We start from the raw sequence: 21,914 nt of genomic DNA, 5'->3' as shown, positions 1-21,914 counted from the left end.
TACCCTGTTGATTGTGCAGGCGACTCCTCGCCAGTTGCGGGGCCACTGGCGTCACGCCAACCAGGTCTGCCGGCATGGGATCAGCCTTCGGCCCCGCCGGCCAGCGCGACGGGGCCGCGCAGCCGCATCGTCTCGAAGGCGGCATGACGCCGCCGCACGTCCGCCAGGTCGGCCGGATTCTGAATCGAGCGCTCGGCGTCAGCCAGTGCCAGTCCGGCATGGCGGCGCAGCGTCGCGATGCGGCACGGATCCTGCTCGCAGCCTGCCACCGCCGCCAGCACCTCCAGCAGCCGCATCAGCACCGCCGGCGAGCCAGCGGCGTACTGCCGGATCATGTGGAACATCGCGTCGGCCAGGCCATCGTAATCCACGGCCGGCACCACCAGCGCGACGCGGTTGTTCCGGATCAGCACGCCGGAGGACAGGAAGACCGGCGCGCACAGGCACAGCGCCGCGCCCAGCCGATCCAGCACCGCAACGGCGGTGTGCGGGTCGTTGATCCCCGGCGACAAGGCCCGGACCGCCACCTCGACAAGCTGGCGCACCGCGAATTCGAGATCCTCGGTGCTGACCCGCGTCGGCCCGAGCGCGGTTGCCTCCCGGATAGCGTCCCCGGCGCCGTCCACCGCCGGGGTCATCAGCGCAATCGGCGCGCCCGGGAACACGTAGTCGCCCGGCCGCACCAGCAACCGCAGCGCGGTGCCCCGCTCCGCCGCCCAGTCCGCCAGGTCGTCCGCCTGCAACTGCTGAAGATAGCCGTGCCGGTGATCGACCACCGGCACGGCGTCGCGCCAGAGGCCGGCCGGCGGCGCCTCCGGCTGCGGCTCGGTGCTGGTCAGGCGCCGGATGGCCGAGCGGACATCGTCGCTGACCAGTTCGATCACCGTATCGACATTGATGCGGCCGGACATGTGGCCGACGAAGAACACCAGCATGGCGACCGATACGAAGGCCAGGAAGATGCCGACGCTGAGCGAAAGATGCGGAACGAACTCACCTTCGCTCCGGGTCCGCACGCTGCGCAGCACCATCAGGGCATAGGAGAAGGTGGCAAGAAAGGTGCCCAGGGTGAACTGGTTGCCGCGATCGCGGGTGAAGTTGCGCAGCAGGCGCGGGCCCATCTGGCCGGCGGCCAGCGACAGGGCGGCGACGGTGATCGAGAACACCGTGCCGGCGACGCCGATGGCCGATGAAGCGACGGCGCCGAGCAACGTCCGCGCCCCCTTCGCGCCGCCGTTGTAGAGCCAGGCGCTGTTGATCAGCGCGTCCGGCACCATGCCGCTCCGGTCGAGCCGGAGCAGGCCGACAGCCAGCAGGGTGCCGGCAAGGACCATCACGGCCGGCAGCAGCCAGAAGGATTCACCCAGGTCCTGAAGCAGTTTGCGCAGGCGGGCTTTCAACGGGACTCCGTCGGTTGCAGGCGGGCCGGCGCCGGCGCCGCAACCGCGGCCGGGCCGGCGGCTGCCGGGATGCCCCAACTGGCGGCCGGCAAAGTTCAACGTTTGCCGGAACCGGAAAGCCGCACGCTCGCACCGACGTGATCCGAGGGGCGGCCGGGTGCCCGAACGGCGGCTGGTGGAACGCGGTTATCCCTGTCCGTGCCCCATGGAGCGGCCAGGACGGTGTTTCGCCTGGGTTTCCCCGCCTGATCGGTCCCTGCCTCATGATCGTGCCTCATCCCTGGTTGCTTGTCTTCAGCGTCGCGGCTCTGCTGCTTGTCCTGGGCGCAACGTCGGGATTGGTGAACGCCAGGCTGATGATCTCCGAGCCATTGGTCTGCGCGGCCTTCGGTGTCGCGATCGGGCCGCTCGGCCTGGGCCTTCTGGAGCTGCACCCGGCGCATGATCCGGTGGCCGCGGCCTTCCTGCGCGAAGCCGCACGGCTCACGCTTGCCATTGCCGTGCTTGCCGCCGCCATCCGCCTGCCTCGGGGCTGGCTGCGCCAGCACTGGGGCGGCCTCGCCCTGAGCCTTGGGCCGGGCATGCTGCTGATGTGGGCCGCCGGCATGCTGGTGACGGCCTTCAGTTTCGCCCTGCCGTGGCTGGTCTGCGCGCTGATCGGCGCGATCATCGCCCCGACCGATCCGGTGCTGTCGGCGTCCGTGGTCAGCGGCGACCTGGCGCGCCGGGCCGTGCCGGCTGACCTGCGGCATGCGATCACCGCGGAAAGCGGCATCAACGACGGCCTGGCGGAACCGTTCGTGATGCTGCCGGTGGTTGCGCTGACCAGTGCCGGCACGGCGATCTCCTGGCACGACGCCAGTATCTGGGCACTGCACGCCGTGCTGTGGGAGGTGGGAGCCTCGGTGCTGCTCGGCGGCGTTGCCGGCTTTATCGCCTGCCGCATCACTCGATGGGCGCACCGGCAGGCCGGCGCCGAGCGGTCTTCGCTGCTGACGATCGCCCTGGCCCTGGCGCTGGCCACGCTGACCGGTTTGCAAGCCATCGGCGCGAACGGCGTGCTGGGCGCGTTCGTCGCCGGGGCGTGGCTCAATGCCGGGTACGAGGACGAGTACCAGGAGCGCCAGGAGCGTTTCAACGAGGCGGTCACCCGCTTCTTCGACCTGCCCGTCATGATCCTGTTCGGGGCGGCCATCCCCTGGGCGGCCTGGCAGGCCATGGGATGGCGCGCGCTGGCGTTTGCCGCCGGCGTCCTGTTCCTGCGCCGGATCCCGGCATGGCTGCTGCTGTACCGCGGCCTGTCCTGGACCAGGCGGCTGCCCGAGGCGCTGTTCCTCGGCTGGTTCGGGCCGGTGGGCGCGGCAGCCATGTTCTATGCCCTGGAGACGCAGGGCATGACCCGGCTGGATATGCTGTGGCCGATCGTCAGCCTGGCGGTCGCGGCCTCGGTCGTGGCCCATGGCATGACCGGCACGCATCTTTCCGCGCTGCTCGGCCGCCGGTTCGCCCGGCGGCAGCGTTCGCGATGATCCGCCTGTCGCTGCTGGCGCTGGTGCCCGTGGCCCCGGCGCTGCACTACCTGTTCAGCATACCGCCGATATGGGTGTTCCTGGCGGGCATTCTGGGCATTGGGGTTCTGGCCGACTGGATCAGGGCGGCAACCGACCAACTGGCCCGGCACACCGGCCCGGCCGTCGGTGGCCTGCTGTCGGTCAGCCTGGGCAGCGTGGCGGAACTGATGCTGGCAATGTTCGTGCTGGCGCAGGGCCAGCCGTCGGTGGTGCATGCGCAGATCACCGGCTCGATCATCGGCACCGGCCTGCTGGGCCTGGGCCTGGCGATTGTCGTCGGCGGCGTCACCCAGGAACGGCAGACTTTCAAGCGGGAGCGGGCGGGGCTGCTGTCCAGCCTGCTGATCCTGGTGCTGATCGCGCTGCTGCTGCCCGCGGTGGCCGACTTCACCGCACGCCGCGTCACCCATCCCGGCAATGTCAGCCTCAATGACGAGGATCTCAGCCTGCTGGTGTCGGCCGCGCTGCTGCTGCTCTATGTCGGCAACCTGGTCTACACGCTGGTGACGCACCGCGACGTGTTCGCCACCGGCGAGGCTCATGAGGCGGAGCGGGCCTGGCCGCTGTGGCAGTGCCTGGCCGTCCTGGCCGCCGCAACCGCCGGCGCGGCGGTGGAAAGCGACCTGGTTTCCGGTGCGCTGACCGCCACGGCCAAGGCGCTTCATTTGTCCACCCTGTTCATGGGCGTGATCATCCTGGCGCTGGTCGGTACTATCGCTGATCTGTTCTCGGCCGTGTGGTTCGCGCGGCAGGACCGGCTCGGGCTGGTGATGAGCATCTGCATCGGCTCGTCGATCCAGGTCGCCCTGGTGGTGGCGCCGCTGCTGGTGCTTCTGTCGTGGCTCATCGGCCAGCCGATGACACTGGTGTTCGAGAACCCGCTGGACCTGTTCGCCATCGCCGGAACCGCCCTCATCGTCAATGCCATCGCCGGTGACGGCGAGACGACGTGGTTCGAAGGCGTGCTGCTGATCGGGGTCTATGTGGTGCTGGGGATTGCCTTCTTTTTTGCGTGAAGGCGGGTCGCCGGGGTGTTTTCACCGTCATGGCGGCGGCAGGGCCACCGTCCACGCCTTACGGTGCTGATCGCGGCAAAAGGCGTGGATGGTGGGCCTCCGCCCAGCATGACGAGACAGCAACGGCCGCCTGAGTTGGCGCCGATGCGGACAAGCCAGGCCATGACGGCAGAGCAAGGTGCCGGCACAGCAAACCTGCATCAGGTGCCGAACCGATGCGGCCGGCGGTGGTTACCGGGCGATGGAAACGCCCAAGCCCTCCAGACGGAGCCAGATCGGGCTCGACTTGCTGAACTTCTTCATGGCCGACGTCGAGACGGCGTTCGGACCGTTCGTGTCGGTCTACCTCTCCGGGCAGGGCTGGTCTCCGGGCATGATCGGGACCGTCCTGAGCGTGAACAGCGCCGTCGCCATGGCCAGCCAGGTGCCTTCGGGCTGGATCGCCGACCGCCTGCATCGGAAGCGTTTGCTGGCCGCCGTCTGCCTGGCGTGCATCGTCGCCGGCTCACTGCTGCTTGCCTTTTTTCCGCGCTACGTGGTGGTGATGGCCGCTGAAACCCTGCATGGCCTGACCGGCGGGCTGTTTCCAACGGCAATCGCATCCATCGGACTGGGCCTGGTCGGACATCGCGCCTACAGCCGCCGGGTCGGGCGCAATCATCGCTATGACTCACTGGGCAATGGCGTGACCGCGGCGGGCATGGGCCTGCTTGGCCATTTCTTTTCCGCGCGTGCGCCGTTTTTCGCCGCTGCCGGACTTTGCCTGCCGGCAGTGTTCACGCTAGGCCTGATCCGGGGGAACGAGATCGACTACGCCCGTGCCCGCCAGGCACGCAGTTCACGGACCGATGACAGTGTCCGCTGGCGCATGCTGTTCAAGAACCGCGGGCTGCTGGTCCTTGCCGGCTGCCTGTTTCTTTTCCAGTTCGCCAACGCCTCGGTGCTGCCGCTCGCCAGCGAGCGTTTGGCTACGCATTTCAAGTTCGAGTCGGAACTGGTAACGTCGGCGCTCGTCGTCGTGCCGCAGTTCGTGGCCGCCCTGATCGCGACATGGATGGCGCGCAAGGCGGATGAGTGGGGACGCAAGACCCTGCTGATCCTGGCGTTCGGCGCGCTGCTGCTGCGGACGGGGCTGTTTGGCCTGATTGCGGATCCCTGGTTTCTCGTCGGTGTCCAGGCACTGGGGGGACTGACGGCCGCGGTGGTCGGGATCCTGACGCCCCTGGTCGTCGCCGACTGCACCAAGGGCACGGGGCGCTACAATTTCGCGCTCGGCGGCGTCGGAACGGTTTCCCGCATCGGCGCCACCGTCAGCACGACGTCGATCGGCTTCGTGGCACAATCGTATAGTTTTGCCATTGCATTCGGGGCTTTGGGGGTCGTTGCCCTGATCGGCATTGGCATGCTGTGGCTCTTCATGCCCGAGACGGCGCGGGAGGCGTTGAGCGACGACTGAGCGGCGGTGGTCCGAGATGGTGCCTCCCCGGCACGGACAGCGTGGGCGATGGCGCATGTCTGTTCGCACGGAGATGACCCGGGGGCGGCGGAGGACCAGGGGGACATCGCGCGGCCGCCAGTCATGCCCTTGGTTGCGGCAGGCAGCGGATTGGCGGCCATGAACTTGGCGTCTTGGCGTTTTATCGGTGCTATCCACCCCGCGAACCACCGACCGGGCGCACCCGTCACCGCCTGGTGCGACGGCACGGTTCCTGTTCAACGCCAAGACGCCAAGATACCGGGGTACAAAGTGCCGTCCGGGCGGGCGGATGAGTGCATTGTCATGGCCTCGCTCGGCGCAGGTGGGGCATCGTTTCCGAGATCTGTGCATGCGGTAGGGCGTATCCCGGCCATCCGCGCTTCGACGGCGGGGGCAGATGGCCGGGACACGCCCGGCCATGACGATAGGGCGACGACCGTGCCCTGTTCCCCCTGAAGTTACAGCAAACCGCGGGTCGGTTGGGACGCACGGACGGCCATGACGGAGAGATAACGGCCTCTCGTCCATTTTTGCCCGGTATCAGGTGCCGATGGCCAGCCGGTTGTCCACCTGGGTGACGCCGGGCGCCGACCAGGCGGCGTTCTCGGCGACGCTGCGCTCCCACCAGCTTTTCACCTTGCCCTCCAAGGTCACTTTCGGACCGGCGACCTCCACCCTGATCTGCAGGGCTTCCAGCTCGGCGCTGCGGCGCAAGGCTTCCTCGATCATCTCGTGCACCCCTTCGGACTGGGCGGGAGACACGCCGGCTGCGCGGAGTTCGATCAGGTTGACGATGCCGGTGACACCGCCGAGCCGCCGGATGTCGTTCTCGGCCGCCTGCTTCTGGAACTGGTAGGTGACGAAGCCGGTCAGCGTCACCACGCCCTTCTCGACCTTCACCTGGATCTGCGGCCCGGGAACCTCGACGTCCCAGGCGAGGATCTTGACGGCGCGTTCGGCGATTTCCTCATCCGCTTGCTTATGGGCGTTGGCCGGGCGGACGATGATTTCCTCGGCAATACCGCGCACGCCTTTGACCCGCCGGACGGCCCGCTCGGCGGCGAGCTTTTCCGCCAGGGTCGAGACGATGCCACTGAGGGTCACCACGCCGTTGCGGGCGGTGACGCCGATGTGGGCGGTGTCGACGTTCGGCACCCACACCAGTTCATCCATGACCCGGGCCTGCAATGTCATGTCGTCAATCATGGGACACCTCCTTTGTTCTGGCCGCATGACAACCGGCTGTGAACGGCGCTGCTTCGTTGCGGCAGCCGGGCAAGAACCGGTGACGGACGATGCCACGGCCATGCCGGTGCTGCGGTCATTGTGGCGTTCTTCTAGCCCGCCGCGGCCCGGTCTTCATTGATACTTCTCAAGCGCCGGCGGCGTTCGCGGCAGCCAGGGCCGTTGCCTTTTCGTCATGGCCCAGCTTGTCCGGGCCACCTATTCCAGCACTTGTGCCGCGACAGGTGGCCCGGACAAGCCGGGCCATGACGATGAGGACAGGCCACCTGCGCGTCCCAACCGACCTGCGGTCTGCTGTAGCGCGTATGCGGACAAGCCGGACCATGACGCTGGGGGAACGTGCCGGGCCATGACGGTAAGAGGCACGGCCGCGGCGCGCCGTTTCCGACGTCCGTGCCTCCCATGGCGACTGTCGTCCGGCCAGGCCAAAGGAGCCCGGCCCGTGCTCCGCGGGCCTGGTATCTGGCCCCGGCCGGCCTTCGTCACCATTTCCGCTTCGAGGAACGCATGGCTGCCAGCGGGAACCGGAACGCCGACATGACCCTTGCACCACCAGCCGCCACCCATTCTCCGCCGGAACCGGAAGCGCCGTTCGCGGCCTTCATGGCCGGCCTGCGGCCGCAGACGCCGCTGCGGGCCGCCATCATGGCCGCCTGCCGCCGCCCTGAAGCGGATTGCCTGCCGCCGCTGCTCGACCTGGCAAGCCTGTCCGCGCCGGACGCCGCGCAGGCCCAGGACCGGGCCCGCGCCCTTGTCACCCGCCTGCGCGCCCAGCAGCGCCGCGGCGGCGTGGAAGCGCTGATGCACGAATATGCGCTGTCGTCGCAGGAGGGCGTCGCACTGATGTGCCTGGCCGAGGCGCTGCTGCGCATCCCGGACGACCCGACCCGCGACGCGCTGATCCGGGACAAGACCGCCACCGGCAACTGGCGCGCCCATGCCGGCCACAGCCCCTCGCTGTTCGTCAACGCCGCGACCTGGGGCCTGGTGGTCACCGGCAAGCTGACCGCCACGACGAACGAGACCAGCCTGTCCGCCTCCCTGACCAGCCTGGTCGCGCGCGGCGGCGAGCCGCTGATCCGCAAGGGCATGGACATCGCGATGCGTCTGCTGGGCGAGCAGTTCGTCGCCGGCCAGACGATCACCGAGGCGCTGGCCAATGCCCGTAGGCGGGAAACCCAGGGATACACCCATTCCTACGACATGCTCGGCGAGGCCGCGGCCACCGCCGGGGATGCGGCGCGCTACTTCGCCAGCTACGAGGAGGCGATCCACGCCATCGGCCGCGCCGGCGCCGGACGCGGCATCTACGAAGGACCGGGCATCTCCATCAAGCTCTCCGCCCTGCACCCGCGCTACAGCCGCAGCCAGCGCGAGCGGGTGATGGCCGAGTTGCTGCCGCGGCTGCGGCACCTGGCCACTCTCGCCCGGGACCACGACATCGGCCTCAACATCGACGCCGAGGAAGCCGATCGGCTGGAGCTGTCGCTGGATCTGCTGGAGGCGCTGGCGCTGGACCCGGCGCTGGCGGGGTGGGACGGCATGGGGTTCGTGGTCCAGGCCTACGGCAAGCGGTGCCCGTTCGTGATCGACTGGCTGGTTGACCTGGCGCGCCGGGCCGGGCGGCGCATCATGGTCCGGCTGGTCAAGGGCGCCTACTGGGACGCCGAGATCAAGCGCGCCCAGGTGGACGGGATGGCAGACTTCCCGGTGTTCACCCGCAAGCTGCATACGGACGTCTGCTACCTCGCCTGCGCCCGCAAGCTGCTGGCCGTGCCGGATGCGGTGTTCCCGCAGTTCGCCACGCACAACGCGCAAACGCTGGCGGCGGTCATGCAGATGGCCGGTCCGGCGTTTCATCGTGGCCAGTACGAGTTCCAGTGCCTGCACGGCATGGGCGAGCCGCTGTACGACGCGGTTGTCGGCCCGGGCACGCTGAACCGCCCGTGCCGTATCTATGCGCCGGTCGGTACGCATGAGACGCTGCTGGCTTATCTCGTGCGGCGGCTGCTGGAGAACGGGGCCAACGCCTCGTTCGTCAACCGCATTGCCAATCCGGATGTCTCCATCGACGACCTGGTGGCCGATCCGGTTGCCCGTCTCCGCGCCGCCGATCCCTGTGCTTACGAGGATAGGGGGAGTGAGGATAAGGCGGGCTTGGAGGGGGATTGGGCGGACGCCCCCAATCCCTCGTCGTGGCCGGGCGTGTCCCGGCCATCCGCGCTTCGGCGGCGGGGGGTAGATGGCCGGGACACGCCCGGCCATGACGAGGGGCCCGGCCATGACGAGGGGGCGGGGGCTGTGCTCCACCGATCCGCTGCCCCCGCAGCCCCCGCTGCGCATGCCGTCAATCCCGGCTTCACGCCAAACGAGCGGATCACCCTGCCGCGCCACCTGTATGGCGCCGGGCGTCCGAACGCGGCGGGCCTGGACCTGGCGGACGAGAACAGCCTCGCCGCGCTCGCTGCCGGCGTTACCGAGAGCGTCCGCATCCGCTGGACCGCGCAGCCCGCCGGCGGCGGCAACCCGCCACGTCCGGTCCGCAATCCGGCCGACAACCGGGATGTGGTCGGCACGGTGCGGGAGGCCGGGCCGGCTGACATCGAGGCGGCGCTGGGCGCTGCCGCCGGCGCCGCCCCGGCCTGGGCCGCAACCCCCGCCGGGCAGCGGGCCGCCGTCCTGCGCCAGGCCGCCGACACGATGGAAGCCCGCATGCCGGTGCTGATCGGCCTGATCGTCCGCGAGGCCGGCAAGTCCCTGCCCGGCGCGGTCGCCGAGGTGCGCGAGGCGGTGGATTTCCTGCGCTACTACGCCGCCGAGATCCTGCGCATCGCGGCCGATCGGCCGGCGCCGCTCGGGCCGATCGGCTGCATCTCGCCGTGGAATTTTCCGCTGGCGATCTTTACCGGCCAAGTGGCCGCGGCGCTCGCCGCTGGCAATCCGGTGCTGGCCAAGCCGGCGGAGGAAACGCCGCTGATCGCCGCCGAGGCGGTGCGCCTGCTGCACGCGGCCGGCGTGCCGCACGATGTGCTGCATCTTCTGCCGGGCGACGGATCCGTCGGCGCCGCGGTGGTCGCGGACGCGCGGGTGAACGGCGTGATGTTCACCGGCTCGACCGCCGTCGCGCGGCTGATCCAGAGACAGTTGGCGGGCCGCCTGACCCCGTCCGGCCAGCCGGTGCCGCTGGTCGCCGAGACCGGGGGGCTGAACGCGATGATCGTGGACAGTTCGGCGCTGGCGGAACAGGTGGTCGGCGATGTCATCGTCTCGGCCTTCGATTCCGCCGGACAGCGATGCTCGGCCCTGCGCATCCTGTGCCTGCAGCAGGACATCGCCGATCGGACGCTGGCGATGCTGAAGGGCGCGCTGCGGGAAATCGCGGTCGGGTGTCCCGATCGGCTGTCCGTGGACGTCGGCCCGGTGATCACCGCCGAGGCGCAAGACAGCATCCGCGGGCACATCGCGGCCATGCGCGCCCGCGGTCACGCCGTGGCAGAAGCGGCCCTGCCGCCGGGGCTGGCGCATGGCACCTTCGTCGCGCCCACGATCATCGAGATCGACTGCATCGCCGATGTGGAACGGGAGGTGTTCGGCCCGGTGCTGCATGTGCTGCGCTATGCCCGGGAGGATCTCGATCGCCTGGTCACCGACATCAACCGCTCGGGCTATGGCCTGACATTCGGCCTGCACAGCCGCATCGACGAGACGATTGCGCGGGTGACCGGCGGCATCCGGGCGGGCAATATCTACGTGAACCGCAACATTATCGGCGCCGTCGTCGGCGTGCAGCCGTTCGGTGGCCGCGGCCTGTCGGGCACGGGGCCCAAGGCTGGCGGTCCGTTGTATCTCGGGCGTCTGCTGGCAGTTCCGCCGCGGACGGCACTGCCGGGCGTTGCGGCCGATGTCCCGGCGGCCGCACAGGCCTACGTGGCGTGGCTTCGCACGCAGGGGTGGGTGCGGGAGGCGGAGCAGTGTGCCGGGTTCCTGGCATACTCGATGGTTGGCGCCTCGGAGGCGCTGCCGGGGCCGGTCGGTGAGCGGAACGTCTATACGCTGCGCCCGCGCGGTGGCGTCGCGGCGGTTGCCGGGACGGACTCCGGGTTGCTGGTGCAGCTCGGCGCGATCCTCGCGACCGGCAATCAGGCCCTGGTCGAGGAAGGGAATGCCGCACGGACGGCGCTGGCGGGGCTGCCGCCAGAGATCGCACGAGAGGTGGCGATCGTCGGTGCGATTGGTGATGCCGCCGGACTGGAGGCGGTGCTGTTCGAAGGGGAGGTGGATGCCTTGCGCGGACTGACCCGCCGGCTGGCGGCGCGGGACGGGACGATCGTACAGGCGCAGGCAGCGCGTCCGGACAGCACGGTGCCGGGGGATGCCTACGACCTGGCGCGTTTGGTGCAGGAGGTTTCGATTGCCACGAATACGGCCGCTGCCGGTGGCAATGCCAGCCTGATGGCGATGGCGTGAAGTGGCCGCGGATGGCGGGCTGGGGAGCGAGTTGGCCGGGGAATCTGGTTTCGAATACTAAATGATTTCTTGTAGCCAGATCAATGGCTTCCGTTGACAGAGGGTAATGCGGGCAAAACCCCGGGCGAATTTGGTGATCGCCCATATCGTTTCGTAATTGGATGCCAAAAAATGGCGGAATTCCGTGCCTGTCGTCCCAGTTTCGAGCGCATGCTGCACGTGCGTGCCCGGGGTTTTGCCCCTATTACGACAGAGGCGATACGCGGTCGAATTTGTGGGCCAGTTTCGAGGGGCAGTCAAGGAGACCAGCCGCTCAACCCCGACCCGGGCCACTGCGAATCGCCGAGGGAAACGATCAACTCAATTTCGGGTAACAAATGGCCTTTACGGCGGCAACCACTGGCGCAAAGAGGACCTCGGGGCATCCTCGATGAGCATTCGGCCACCTCGTTCGCGGCCGTGTATTCGTCCATGGTACAGGTTTCGGTGTCCAGGCCACCGTGAGGATGGCTAACAGGCTGCGGAAAAAGCCTGAAACGAACTCCCGCGACGCAATTCCAAGACCCCGTGGCAGCCCGGCAAGACATAATGTTCCCGGGCAACGCTGCCTCATGGACGAATATTGCGCGCTAACCCGCTTTTTCCGCAGCCTGTTAAGCCGTGGCGCACGATGCCGCATAGGGGGCCAATTCTGTCAGGTCGGCGCCTCGGCAATGAGCGCGCATTGTCGTCCGCTCAGCACCCAGGCGGCGATCTTGCGACAATCCACCAGAGAAGATCGCGACGTTTGTGATTTGTGCAAGCAGATGACGGCTTGCCGCTTCGAAGAATCGGAAACGAGTTCAGCCCATCGGGAACGCGGTCAAGGGTGATGCCCATCCGACGCAATGGCCCCCGACGTTCCCAATGACGGGGGCCGTTTGCGGTGATGTGTACTCGACAGCAATGTTCGAGGCTTATCAAGACGGTTGAATTAGTTGCCGGTGTTATACGAATCCGCGGAAAACCTGGCGCTCACTTGATTGTCGAATCCAAGCTTTTCCAACGACCTACGCGGTATGCAAAGCGCCAATCTTTTCCGGGAATCGTATTACGAGAGCCGGCAACGTGACGAAGCTCGGTGGAGTCATGCTGATGTTCGCACCCTCCTTGATCATGACGGGCAAAGGCTGCGCCCTGCCGGATCGTATGTCAATACAAACGAATATGCTTTCGTCCCGGCCTTGCGGCGACCGCCACGGAGATCCGACGGAACGCCGTATTGCAGCCGGGCGACATCGTCTGAAGCCTGTCATGGCGATCGTCGGCACCTTCGCACGCCGCATCCCGGTTTCTCTGATGCCGGATGTCAAGGCACAAGCCAGCCACGTGCCGTATCCATCAACCAGTTCCTGGATCAGGCCGTGGTCGAGACGGCGGCTGCCGCGGAACGACGTGGCTGGGCGGCCCGCGCGCACGGCGCCGGACGATCGCCGGGGCGTCGCTGACCGGCCGGCGCTCCATGGCCAGAACGAACAATCGGCTCATGTCCCCGGGCGGAGATCGTTTGGAACGCCGTTTGGTTGGTTCTGATCAGGACGCGATCCGGCCGCTTCCCTCTCGAACCCGGCCGTCTCTCAGGACACCGTGGAGGCAGGGGCAAGTGCCCAGCCATTTGATAGCCTGTGCTTCTCCCGCCTTTCTGATTCGGCAAAGGCACACCACGGGCCACCAAGCCGGCAATGCCACGCTGCGCGGTGTCAGCGGGCACAGAGCCATTATTCCGCATCCGGCTGCCGGTCGGGCGCTGCGGCCTGGAACGCGGGCAACGTTTGACAAGCGGCCTCAGCGGCAAGCAGGCGAGGCAACAGCACAAGGTCCACACCGAAGCGTCGTGCGTTGGCAAGCTGCGGCACCAGGCAGAGTTCGGCAAGTGTCGGGGCCGGACCAAACAGGAAAGGTCCCGGCTCGTCTTGCGGCAGCAGCGCCTGGCAGGCGGCAAGCCCCTCGGCGATGATCTCGCGCGCCCAGCCAGTGACTGCCTTCTCGGCGACATCAAGCGTACGAAGCCGCGCCAGCACCTTCAGGTTCTGGACCGGGTGTATGTCACAGGCAATGGCAAGGGCAACGGCACGCACTCGCGCCCGGTTCAGCGCGTCCCCGGGCAGCAGCGGCGGCGTTGGGTGCGTCTCGTCCAGCCATTCGCAGATGGCGAGCGACTGGGTGAGCACTGTGGCGCGGTCATCGAGTTCCAGCACCGGCACCAGGCCTTGCGGATTGAGCGCCAGGTATTCCGCAGCCCGCTGCTCGCCGCGGCGCAGATGGTGGGACACATGCTCAACGGAGAGGCCCTTCAGGGCGAGCGCGATGCGCACCCGCCATGCGGCGGTGGAGCGGAAATAGCCGTGCAGCCGCATCGGCATGGGTGAATCTGCCATCTCTTTCTGTTCTCCTGTGTGGCATGGGCGCCTGGGCAGCACCGTTGCTGCCGGACCGGCCTGGCTCTCTTCTCGGGGAAACCGCTCAGGCCGCTTCGTCCGCATCCGGGAGGCGCAGCGGCGCTCGCGAACTCTCGTTGTGCGCGTCAGCGATCTTCTCCAGTGCCGCGACGAAGGTCCGGCGTTCCGCCGGCTTCAGCGGCGCCAGCAGATCCTCCTGCACGCGCTCGACAGCCGGCTGGGCGCGCCGGAGCAGCGCCTGTCCCTCCGCCGTCAGCGACAGGCGGCGCACCCGGCGGTCGTTCGGGTCGGGGGCGCGACGCAAGAGGCCGCGCGTCTCCAGCGCCAGGGCGAGCCGCGCCGCGTTGGAGCGGTCGAGCGCCGCCATGCCGGCCAGCGTGATCTGGTCGGCCCCGGGCTCTGCCTCCGCCGCCTTCAGCAGCGCATACTGCACCGGGGTCAGGTCGAACTCGGCACAGCGTTCCAGGAACAGCGCCAGGGCGATCTGGTGGCAGCGCCGGATCAGGTAGGCCGGCTTGTCGTGCAGGTCCGGCGGCACCGGCTTATTCATGACGCGGCCCCACCACCAGGGACACCCTGCCGACCCCCTCGACCTCTCCCTCCAGCGAATCGCCCGGCTGGACCGGACCGACGCCGGCGGGCGTGCCGGTCATGATCACGTCGCCGGGCTGCAGGCGGTACAGCGTCGAGAGGTGCGCGATCAACTCCGGCACCTTCCAGGCCAAGTCGGCCATATCGGCCTGTTGCCGCACCGCGCGGTTCACCCGCAGCACGATGGCACCCCGCACCGGATGGCCGATGCGCGAAGCCGGCACGATCGGCCCGATCACCGCGCTGTCCTCGAAATCCTTGCCAATGTCCCAGGGCCGCCCCTTGGCGCGCGCGGCAAGCTGCAGGTCGCGCCGTGTCATGTCCAATCCCGCCGCGTAGCCGAAGATCAGGTCATTGGCCTGTTCTACGGGAACCTGAAAGCCGCCCCGTTCGAGCACAGCTACCAGCTCGATCTCGTGATGGTAGTCCGTCGTGCCCGGCGGATAGGGCACGGTGGCGCCGCTTTCGATCACGGCATGCGGGCTCTTGGTGAACCAGAACGGAGTTTCGCGGTCCACCTCGGTGCCCATCTCGGCTGCATGCGCCGCGTAGTTGCGGCCGACGCAGAAGATGCGGGCCACCGGCACCCGGCGGCCGCCCGCCACGGGCAAGGTCGGCCACGCGGGGGCGGGAAACAACAGGGCGGCGCTCATGCGGAAAACCTTTCGTAAATGCCGATCCGGCGCTGCAATGGAGCGTCGTCGATCCGGAACAGGAATGCGGGCTTCGAGACCGAGCGATTGGCCAGTCGCACCGGGGCGTGTGCGGGCGCGGCGATCACGTCGGCGTCCTCGGCCGCCAGCGGGGTGCCCGCGACCTCGGCCTGCAGCGTGCCGGTCACCACGTGGAACACTGCCGAGGCGCTGTCGCGCGGCAGCGCCATGTCTTCGCCCGGGCGCAGCATCAGCGCCGAGAAACCAAGCGTGGGCAGGCATTCCGCGCCGGTCTCCGGATTGACGTAGCCCAGGTGCACCGGCTGGCCGGCAGGGGTGTCGCCGGCGAGTGCCTCCAGCGCCGGGCGCACCTCGCTCCAGGGCCAGCGTAGCAGTGGATAGGGGCCGGGCCGCGCATCCAGGCTGGCATAGGGCACCAGGCCGGCGCGGCGATAGCGGGTGGCGGACGCATCGGGCGCGTTGCGCACCGTTTGCGGCTTGCCCTCCAGCGCGTAGGAGGCCTCCATGGCGAGCACCACCGGGACGTCCAGCGCGTCGAGCCATACGACCGGACCTGTGCCGGTGTGGCTGTGCTCGTGCCATTGCAGCGCCGGCGTCAGGATCAGGTCGCCGCGCTGCATCGGCAGCCGCTCGCCGTTCACCACCGTGAAGCCACCCTCGCCTTCCACCACCAGCCGCACGGCCGAGGGCGTGTGACGGTGGCTTGGCGCCGTTTCGCCGGGCAGGATCAGCTGCATGCCGACATAGATCGTGCCCGTGCAGTGCAGCCCGTCGAGGCCATGGCCCGGGTTGGCGAACACCAGCACACGGCGCTCGGCCTTCTCGATCGGCGTCAGCTCGCCGGCCTGCAGCAGCAGCGGCCGGACGTCGGCATAGCGCCACAGCGTCGGCCGGGTCTGCGGCCGCGGCGCGCCGTGCGGCAGGAAGGCCCGCATGCTGGGCCACAGCGGCACCAGGTTCCGCGCCGTCATCGCCGCGCGGTACCCCGCCGGCAGGTCCTCCAGGGTGCCGAGCGCCGGGGCAGCCTGGGTCTGGGTATCGGTCATGGGGACGTTCTCCTGTTTCCTGTTGCTGGGCATCATGCGGCCATGTTCTTGGAGTCTTCTGCCTCCAGCCCGGTGCCACCGTAGAGCCAGGCGATGATCTCGTACCAGTCCTCCGAACTCTTGGCGGACATGATGGCGTTGCGCAGCAGCGCGTGCGCGCCCGACGGGTGATAGACATGCTCGCCGATGGCGCGGGATTGCAGCTGCACCCGTGCGGTGCGCAGCAGGCGCCGCGCCCGGTAGGCCTCCAGCGCCGCCTCGATCCGGCCGGGATACGCCTCCAGCATGTGCGACAGGCAGACGGCATCCTCCATCGCCATGCAGGCGCCCTGGGCGAAATACTGCAACATCGGGTGCGCGGCATCGCCGAGCAGCGCGACCCGGCCATCGACCCAGTGCTCCGTCGGCTCGCGGTCGCACAGCACCCAGAGCTTCCAGTCGGTGCCGTGGCGGATGATGGCCTGGGCGCGCGGATGGACATGCTCGAAGCCGCGCATCACCTCCTCGAACGCGACGGGCTTGCCGGCGACCGGCTCGGGCGCGTTGTTGTGGTAGGTGACCACCAGGTTGAACAGCTTCCAGCCCTGCAGCGGGTAGTGAACGATGTGGCACTTCGGCCCGGCCCACAGCGTGGCGGCGTTCCAGCGCAGGTCCTCGGGCATCCGGTCCGTGGGGATGACGGAGCGGTAGGTGGTGTGGCCGGAGACCCGCGGCATGCCGTCGCCGACCACCTGCCTGCGGACCCGGGACCACAGCCCGTCGGCGCCAATCAGGGCCATGCCGGCGACGCGCTCGCCATTGGCCAGCAGCGCGGTGACGCCGGCGCCGTCCTGCTCGTAGCCCGAAACTTCGCTGGCGGTGCGCAGTTCGATCAGGGGACTGGCGCGGCAGGCTTTGAGGAAGACGCCGTGCAGGTCGCCGCGGTGGATCACGGCATAGGGGTTGCCGAACCGGCGGCGGAATTTCTCGCCGAGGTCGATGTGCGTGATTTCGTCCCCGGCCATCGCGTCCATCAGCCGGAGCTGGTCGATATAGACGGCCATGGCTCGGGCGGTATCGCCGACACCGAGATAATCGAAGGCGTGGAAGGCGTTCGGGCCGAGCTGGATGCCCGCGCCGATTTCGCCCAGGGCCGGTGCCTTTTCCAGTACAATGCTGGCGATGCCCTTGCGCGCCAGGCCAACGGCCGTTGCCAGGCCGCCGATGCCGCCGCCGGCGATCAGAACGGGTTTCATGGTGGTCATTGCACGTTTCCTCCTGTGTTCAGGGGGCCGATCCGGCCACCTTGGTTGCTCGGGATATAATCAGTATAGGGATTGTCTGTATAGGGATAATCCGTATAGAGACGATCACAGCCAGGTGAGAGGGCTTCGAGCCAGAGATGAGCTGGCCTGTGAATGCTCCAGGGAGCACAACGCTCTGACGTTCAAGACCCGCGCAGCGTCACGATCGCGGCGGCCAGATGTTCGGCCCGCTCACTCAGTAAGTCGTCATCCGGCTTCTCCCCGGTGGCCGGGCCAGCCCACGACGCCTGCCTGCCTGCATGATCCCCATGCTGTTGGGATGTTTATCGTGATCGAAGCTGATGCCGCCGCGATCCGCACTGCCTTCGAGCGGAAGGGCGCGTTGTCGGCTGCGATTGAGTTGCGCGAGCGGTTCCGGGGGATCACCGACAATGCGAAGGCGCGGGCCTGCCTCCGGAGCATCGTCGGATGGGCGCAGCCGCCCGAGCCTGACGCCGTGATACGGTTGCGTCCTTGCAAGGACAGCCGGGCTGCTCATTGCCGTGACGACGGATCCGGACATGCCAGGGCGAGGCCGCATGATCTGTCGCGTGACAATCTGGCCCGGCGCTTCGGCGACAATCCAGCGTATGCCGCCGACAAAGGTCTTGTTGCTGACAAGCCTCGGGCGCAAGGCGTGTGCGGGACGCCTGAATGAATGCCGCGGCCTTCTCCGGCGTCGTCGTCCAGGCGCGCCGCGCCGCATCCCACCCGCTCGGCGATCTCTGCGTTGCAAAAATGTGGTGCCGCAACAAAGAGCGGCGTTGCCGGTGAGTCGCGCAACCTCCAACGCCGGTGGCGCCCCGACCACCGCGATTCAACGCAGAGTTCGCTGAGCGGAGCGCAGAGCCCGCAGAGAAGAAATCAGGTGGGCTGCGCCGACACCCGCGCGACCTGATGTCGTGAAAACTCTTTCCGCCAACTCATTGATAAGTCATGAGCGGGGCCTCGCAAAAATCGTGAACCCGGAAAGACGGGCCAAGTGCGGAACGTCCGTGCATCGGTTCGCCGGCGGCGCGGCCGTCCATGCGTTCCGCAGTGTCCTGGTGCCGGTAGCCGGCTCCACGACAGGCCGGCCCTCTTGTGTTTCCGGCCAAGCTGCGCGAGCGTTCCCTCAACAATGACGTCCAGCAAGCAAAGCGAGAGGCTGCCGTGAACGACACCGCGATCGTTGCCGAATCCGCCAGGCGCTTCAAATGGGTTGGCACCCGCCCGATCCGTCCCGACGGCGTGCCCAAGGTGACCGGCCGGGCGATGTACGGCGCCGATCTGAAGCTGCCGGGAATGATCTACGGCAAGATCCTGCGCTCGCCGCATGCGCATGCCCGCATCCGCTCAATCGACACCTCCGCCGCCGAGGCGCTGCCGGGGGTGAAGGCGGTGATGACCTCGGCCGATTTGCCGGAGCAGAAGTTCGACTACATCGGGCCGGAGCGCGTGGCGGTGAATTTCTGGCACGTCACCCGTAATATCATGGCACGGGAGAAGGTGCTGTACGAAGGCCATGCCGTCGCCGCCGTGGCCGCCGCCAGCGCCAGCATCGCCGAGCAGGCCATCTCGCTGATCAAGGTGGATTACGAGGTGCTGCCGCACGTCATCGACGTCGACGAGGCGATGGCGCCCGACGCGCCGGTGCTGATCGAGGACATGATCACCCGCGGCGTCGAGCCGCGGCCCACCAGGCCGTCCAACATCTCCAAGCGGCTGGAGTTCGCCATTGGCGACGTCGAGGCCGGCTTCAAGCAGGCCGACGTGGTGATCGAGAAGCAGTTCAAGACCGCCGCCGTCCACCAGGGCTACATCGAGCCGCACGCGACGGTGGCGAAATATGAGCCTGACGGACAGTGCGAGATCTGGTCCTCCAGCCAGGGCCACTTCACTATCCGGGCGCTGACGGCGCAGGTGATCGGCGCGCGGCTGAGCGATATCCGCGTCACGCCGGCGGAAATCGGCGGCGGCTTCGGCGGCAAGACCGTCACCTACCTGGAGCCGGTCGCGGCCGTGCTGTCGCGCAAATCCGGCCTGCCGGTGCGGGTGCAGATGACGCGCGAGGAGGTGTTCCGCGCCTCCGGCCCAACCTCCGGCGCCTCCATGTGGGTGAAGATCGGCGTCAGGAAGGACGGCACGATCACCGCGATGGACGGGGTGTTCAAGTTCCAGGCCGGGGCGTGGCCGGGCTCGCCGGTGATGAACGGCTGCCTGTGCGCGTTCGCGCCGTATGACGTGCCGAACCAGCGGTCGGTCGGCTACGACGTGGTGTCGAACCGGCCGAAGGCGGCGGCGTATCGCGCGCCCGGCTCGCCGATTTCCGCCTTCGCGGTGGAGAGCGTGCTGGACATGTGCGCCCGGGCCATCGGCATGGACCCGCTGGAGATCCGCCACAGGAACGGCTGCCGCATCGGTTCGCCGACGATCGCCGGGCCGAAGCACGCGCACGCCGGCTACCTGGAGACGGTCGAGGCGCTGATGCGGCATCCCGGCTACACGGCAAAGCTGGGGCCGAACCAGGGCCGGGGCGTCGCCTCGGGCTACTGGTTCAACGCCGGGGGAGAATCCAGCGCGACGATCCAGGTGAATGCCGACGGCACGGTGCTGGTGGCGACGGGCAGCCCGGATATCGGCGGCTCGCGCGCGTCCATGGCGATCATGGCGGCGGAGACGCTGGGCGTTGACTACAAGGATGTGCGGGCGATCGTCGCCGACACGGCGTCGGTTGGCTATACGCATGTCACCGGCGGGTCGCGCGTGACGTTCGCCACCGGCATGGCGGTGGTGAACGCGTCGAAGACGGTGGTGAAGGACCTGATCAAGCGCGCGGCGCTGATCTGGGGCGTGGATGAGGATGGCGTGGTCTGGGAAGACGGCCACGCCAGGCCGGCGGGATCCAACGTCGGCGATTTCCCGCCGCTGTCGCTGAAGGCGATCGCGGCCAAGGCGGCGGCGACGGGCGGGCCGATCACCGCGTCGCATGGCGTCACGGCGGGCGGGCAGGCGCCGGGGTTCTCGACGCAGTTCTGCGACGTGGAGGTCGATCCGGAAACCGGCAAGGTCACCATCCTGCGCTTCGTCGCCGCCCAGGACGTCGGGCGGGCGATCCATCCCAGCTACGTGGAAGGCCAGATCCAGGGCGGCGTGACCCAGGGCATCGGCTGGGCGCTGAACGAGGAATACATCTACACGCCGCAGGGGCTGCTGGATAACCCGGGCTTCCTGGATTACCGCTGCCCGGTTGCCTCCGACCTGCCGATGATCGAGGCGGTCCTGGTGGAGGTGCCGAACCCGGCGCATCCGTACGGCGCGAAGGGCGTGGGCGAGGTGAACATCTGCCCGCCGATGGCGGCGATCGCCAATGCCATTGCCGCGGCGACCGGCAAGCGGCTGACCGAATTGCCGATGTCGCCGCCGCGCGTGCTGGCGGCGCTGTCGGAGAGCTGACCGGCATGGCCAAGGTGGTCTTCACCTCGGGCTTCGCCCGCCGCTACACCGGCGGCGTGCGGGAATTCGAGGTGGAGGCGAAGAACCTGCGCGGCGTGCTGAAGGCGATGGACGCGCTGTTTCCGGGGCTGGGCGCACACCTGGAGGAGGAAACGACGGTCGCGATCAACGGGGAGTACCACGAGACCGGGTATTTTCAGCCGGTGCCGCCGGGGGCAGAGGTGTTCTTCATTCCGCGGATCGAAGGCGGGTAACCGGTTCCTCAGGAATCGAGGCGATCATCTGGCGGTGTCCTGTGGAACCGCGGCCTGTGCGCGAAGAGCGGAAACGTACGCCCGCATGGCCTTGACCTTTTCGCCGGCAGGCGCGCCAAGAAAATGCACCAGTCCACTGGCGTCCGGTCAAAAGCTGAACAAATCCAGTTTGTTATTTTCTATGCCGGCGTTGCAATCATTGTAGATGTCGGGCGGAAATACGGTCTGAATCGGCGTTCTTTCCCAGGTCGGCAAAGTTAGCTGGCTGGCCTTTTGTTCCAGTTCTGCCAGATAGGCATCTGGATTGCGGCGGAAGCGGGTGCGCAGGATGCGGGCCTGGCTTTTTTAGTCGAGCGTTGGCGAAGGTCGTTCCATCGTTGCCGATCGACGCGGCCCAGATCGGCGCCGCCGGGTGGATGCTGGCGGGTGGCCACGGCGGCGATCAAGCGCGCCTCACCGCGCAGTACGAGCGCAGGCGAGGCCGTCTTTCGCCCGCTCGCGCGACACTCGTGGTGGCGTTGTGATCCGAACGCCTGCCTGAGGGCTTTGTTGGTGCGCGGCAGGTCCGGGACGTTGTAGCAGTGGAACAGACCCGGGCGATAGCTGCGGCTGACTTTGCCGAAGCGCTCGACCGCCTCGCTCAAGGCACCGGCGCTGTCGCGGATCATGGCACCCACCAATCCGTCAAAACGGCGCTGCACCGTGGCAGCATCCTCGGCGTCATGGTTGTTCAGGAGGCGCTTATTGGGCTCCGCGGTGATGAGCCCGGGCCAGCCACGCGAGGTCGAAAAAAGGGGCGGCCGGGACGGCGTCGCAAGCTTGCAGGCGCGCCGGGACGCGGCACGTTGGAAAAGGAGAAACCGCCCGTGCTCAGCCTGATCCAGCGCGGTGGACAGGTGATCCTGCACATGCTGCCCAGCATGCAGCAGGCAACCATCAAGCCGATCATCACCGAGGCGGTTGCACCGGGCACGCTGATCAACACCGATGAATACGACATCTATGCCCGACTGCCAG

The 21,914-nt window shown here is 68.0% G+C and carries 15 protein-coding genes; 7 read left to right on the top strand and 8 right to left on the bottom strand.

Annotation, left to right across the window (positions count from 1 at the left end):
- Positions 1-80 precede the first annotated feature (80 nt).
- Positions 81-1,400, bottom strand: a complete 1,320-nt coding sequence (locus CCS01_RS23015) for a DUF2254 domain-containing protein (protein WP_104521102.1) — start codon at positions 1,398-1,400, stop codon at positions 81-83.
- A gap of 263 nt (positions 1,401-1,663) precedes the next feature.
- On the opposite strand from CCS01_RS23015, the gene CCS01_RS23010 reads away from it, so the two are divergent.
- From CCS01_RS23010 to CCS01_RS23000, 3 genes are all read left to right on the top strand, one after another.
- Entirely contained in the window at positions 1,664-2,929 is a 1,266-nt protein-coding gene (locus tag CCS01_RS23010) for a cation:proton antiporter domain-containing protein (protein ID WP_104521101.1), read from the top strand.
- Positions 2,926-3,987 (top strand): calcium/proton exchanger, encoded by a 1,062-nt coding sequence (gene cax, locus CCS01_RS23005; protein ID WP_104521100.1) that lies wholly within the window; start codon positions 2,926-2,928, stop codon positions 3,985-3,987. The genes CCS01_RS23010 and cax overlap by 4 nt, the downstream gene beginning before the upstream one ends.
- 241 nt (positions 3,988-4,228) lie before the next feature.
- Positions 4,229-5,443, top strand: coding sequence for an MFS transporter (locus CCS01_RS23000; protein WP_104521099.1), 1,215 nt, complete (start codon positions 4,229-4,231; stop codon positions 5,441-5,443).
- Positions 5,444-6,004: 561 nt separating this feature from the next.
- Here the strand turns inward: CCS01_RS23000 and CCS01_RS22995 are convergent.
- Positions 6,005-6,670: a BON domain-containing protein gene (locus tag CCS01_RS22995; RefSeq protein ID WP_204848407.1), complete on the bottom strand. Its 666-nt coding sequence runs from the start codon at positions 6,668-6,670 to the stop codon at positions 6,005-6,007.
- Between the two features lie 576 nt (positions 6,671-7,246).
- On the opposite strand from CCS01_RS22995, the gene CCS01_RS35440 reads away from it, so the two are divergent.
- On the top strand, positions 7,247-11,176 hold the full coding sequence (locus CCS01_RS35440; RefSeq protein WP_408887504.1) for an L-glutamate gamma-semialdehyde dehydrogenase: 3,930 nt from the start codon (positions 7,247-7,249) through the stop codon (positions 11,174-11,176).
- Between the two features lie 1,757 nt (positions 11,177-12,933).
- Here the strand turns inward: CCS01_RS35440 and maiA are convergent.
- The 5 genes from maiA to CCS01_RS22965 form a co-directional block, all read right to left on the bottom strand.
- Positions 12,934-13,578 carry a maleylacetoacetate isomerase gene (gene maiA / locus CCS01_RS22985; RefSeq protein WP_456307618.1) on the bottom strand — a complete coding sequence of 215 codons (645 nt, stop codon included), beginning with the start codon at positions 13,576-13,578 and terminating at the stop codon, positions 12,934-12,936.
- A gap of 100 nt (positions 13,579-13,678) precedes the next feature.
- Positions 13,679-14,164 (bottom strand): MarR family winged helix-turn-helix transcriptional regulator, encoded by a 486-nt coding sequence (locus CCS01_RS22980; RefSeq protein WP_104521098.1) that lies wholly within the window; start codon positions 14,162-14,164, stop codon positions 13,679-13,681.
- Positions 14,157-14,858: a fumarylacetoacetate hydrolase family protein gene (locus CCS01_RS22975; protein WP_104521097.1), complete on the bottom strand. Its 702-nt coding sequence runs from the start codon at positions 14,856-14,858 to the stop codon at positions 14,157-14,159. The genes CCS01_RS22980 and CCS01_RS22975 overlap by 8 nt, the downstream gene beginning before the upstream one ends.
- Entirely contained in the window at positions 14,855-15,925 is a 1,071-nt protein-coding gene (locus CCS01_RS22970) for a cupin domain-containing protein (protein WP_104521096.1), read from the bottom strand. Before CCS01_RS22970 ends, CCS01_RS22975 begins: the two co-directional genes overlap by 4 nt.
- 32 nt (positions 15,926-15,957) lie before the next feature.
- Positions 15,958-17,169 (bottom strand): 3-hydroxybenzoate 6-monooxygenase, encoded by a 1,212-nt coding sequence (locus tag CCS01_RS22965; protein WP_104521095.1) that lies wholly within the window; start codon positions 17,167-17,169, stop codon positions 15,958-15,960.
- Between the two features lie 1,191 nt (positions 17,170-18,360).
- On the opposite strand from CCS01_RS22965, the gene CCS01_RS22955 reads away from it, so the two are divergent.
- Together CCS01_RS22955 and CCS01_RS22950 are read left to right on the top strand one after the other, a co-directional pair.
- The gene (locus tag CCS01_RS22955; protein WP_204848406.1) at positions 18,361-20,643 is read left to right on the top strand and encodes a xanthine dehydrogenase family protein molybdopterin-binding subunit; all 2,283 of its coding nucleotides are present in this window, start codon (positions 18,361-18,363) and stop codon (positions 20,641-20,643) included.
- Between the two features lie 5 nt (positions 20,644-20,648).
- Positions 20,649-20,897, top strand: a complete 249-nt coding sequence (locus CCS01_RS22950; RefSeq protein WP_104521093.1) for a ubiquitin family protein — start codon at positions 20,649-20,651, stop codon at positions 20,895-20,897.
- A gap of 257 nt (positions 20,898-21,154) precedes the next feature.
- Here the strand turns inward: CCS01_RS22950 and CCS01_RS33115 are convergent, their stop codons facing one another.
- Entirely contained in the window at positions 21,155-21,598 is a 444-nt protein-coding gene (locus tag CCS01_RS33115; protein WP_146101914.1) for a hypothetical protein, read from the bottom strand.
- A 21-nt stretch (positions 21,599-21,619) separates the two neighbouring features.
- On the opposite strand from CCS01_RS33115, the gene CCS01_RS36220 reads away from it, so the two are divergent.
- The coding region (locus tag CCS01_RS36220) for a transposase (protein WP_146101913.1) at positions 21,620-21,914 on the top strand (295 nt) is incomplete at its 3' end.

The sequence above is a fragment of the Rhodopila globiformis genome, assembly GCF_002937115.1.
In the GTDB taxonomy this organism is placed as follows: domain Bacteria; phylum Pseudomonadota; class Alphaproteobacteria; order Acetobacterales; family Acetobacteraceae; genus Rhodopila; species Rhodopila globiformis.
The sequence above is the reverse complement of the archived record's forward strand: the minus strand, read 5'-3'. Positions and strand labels throughout refer to the sequence as shown.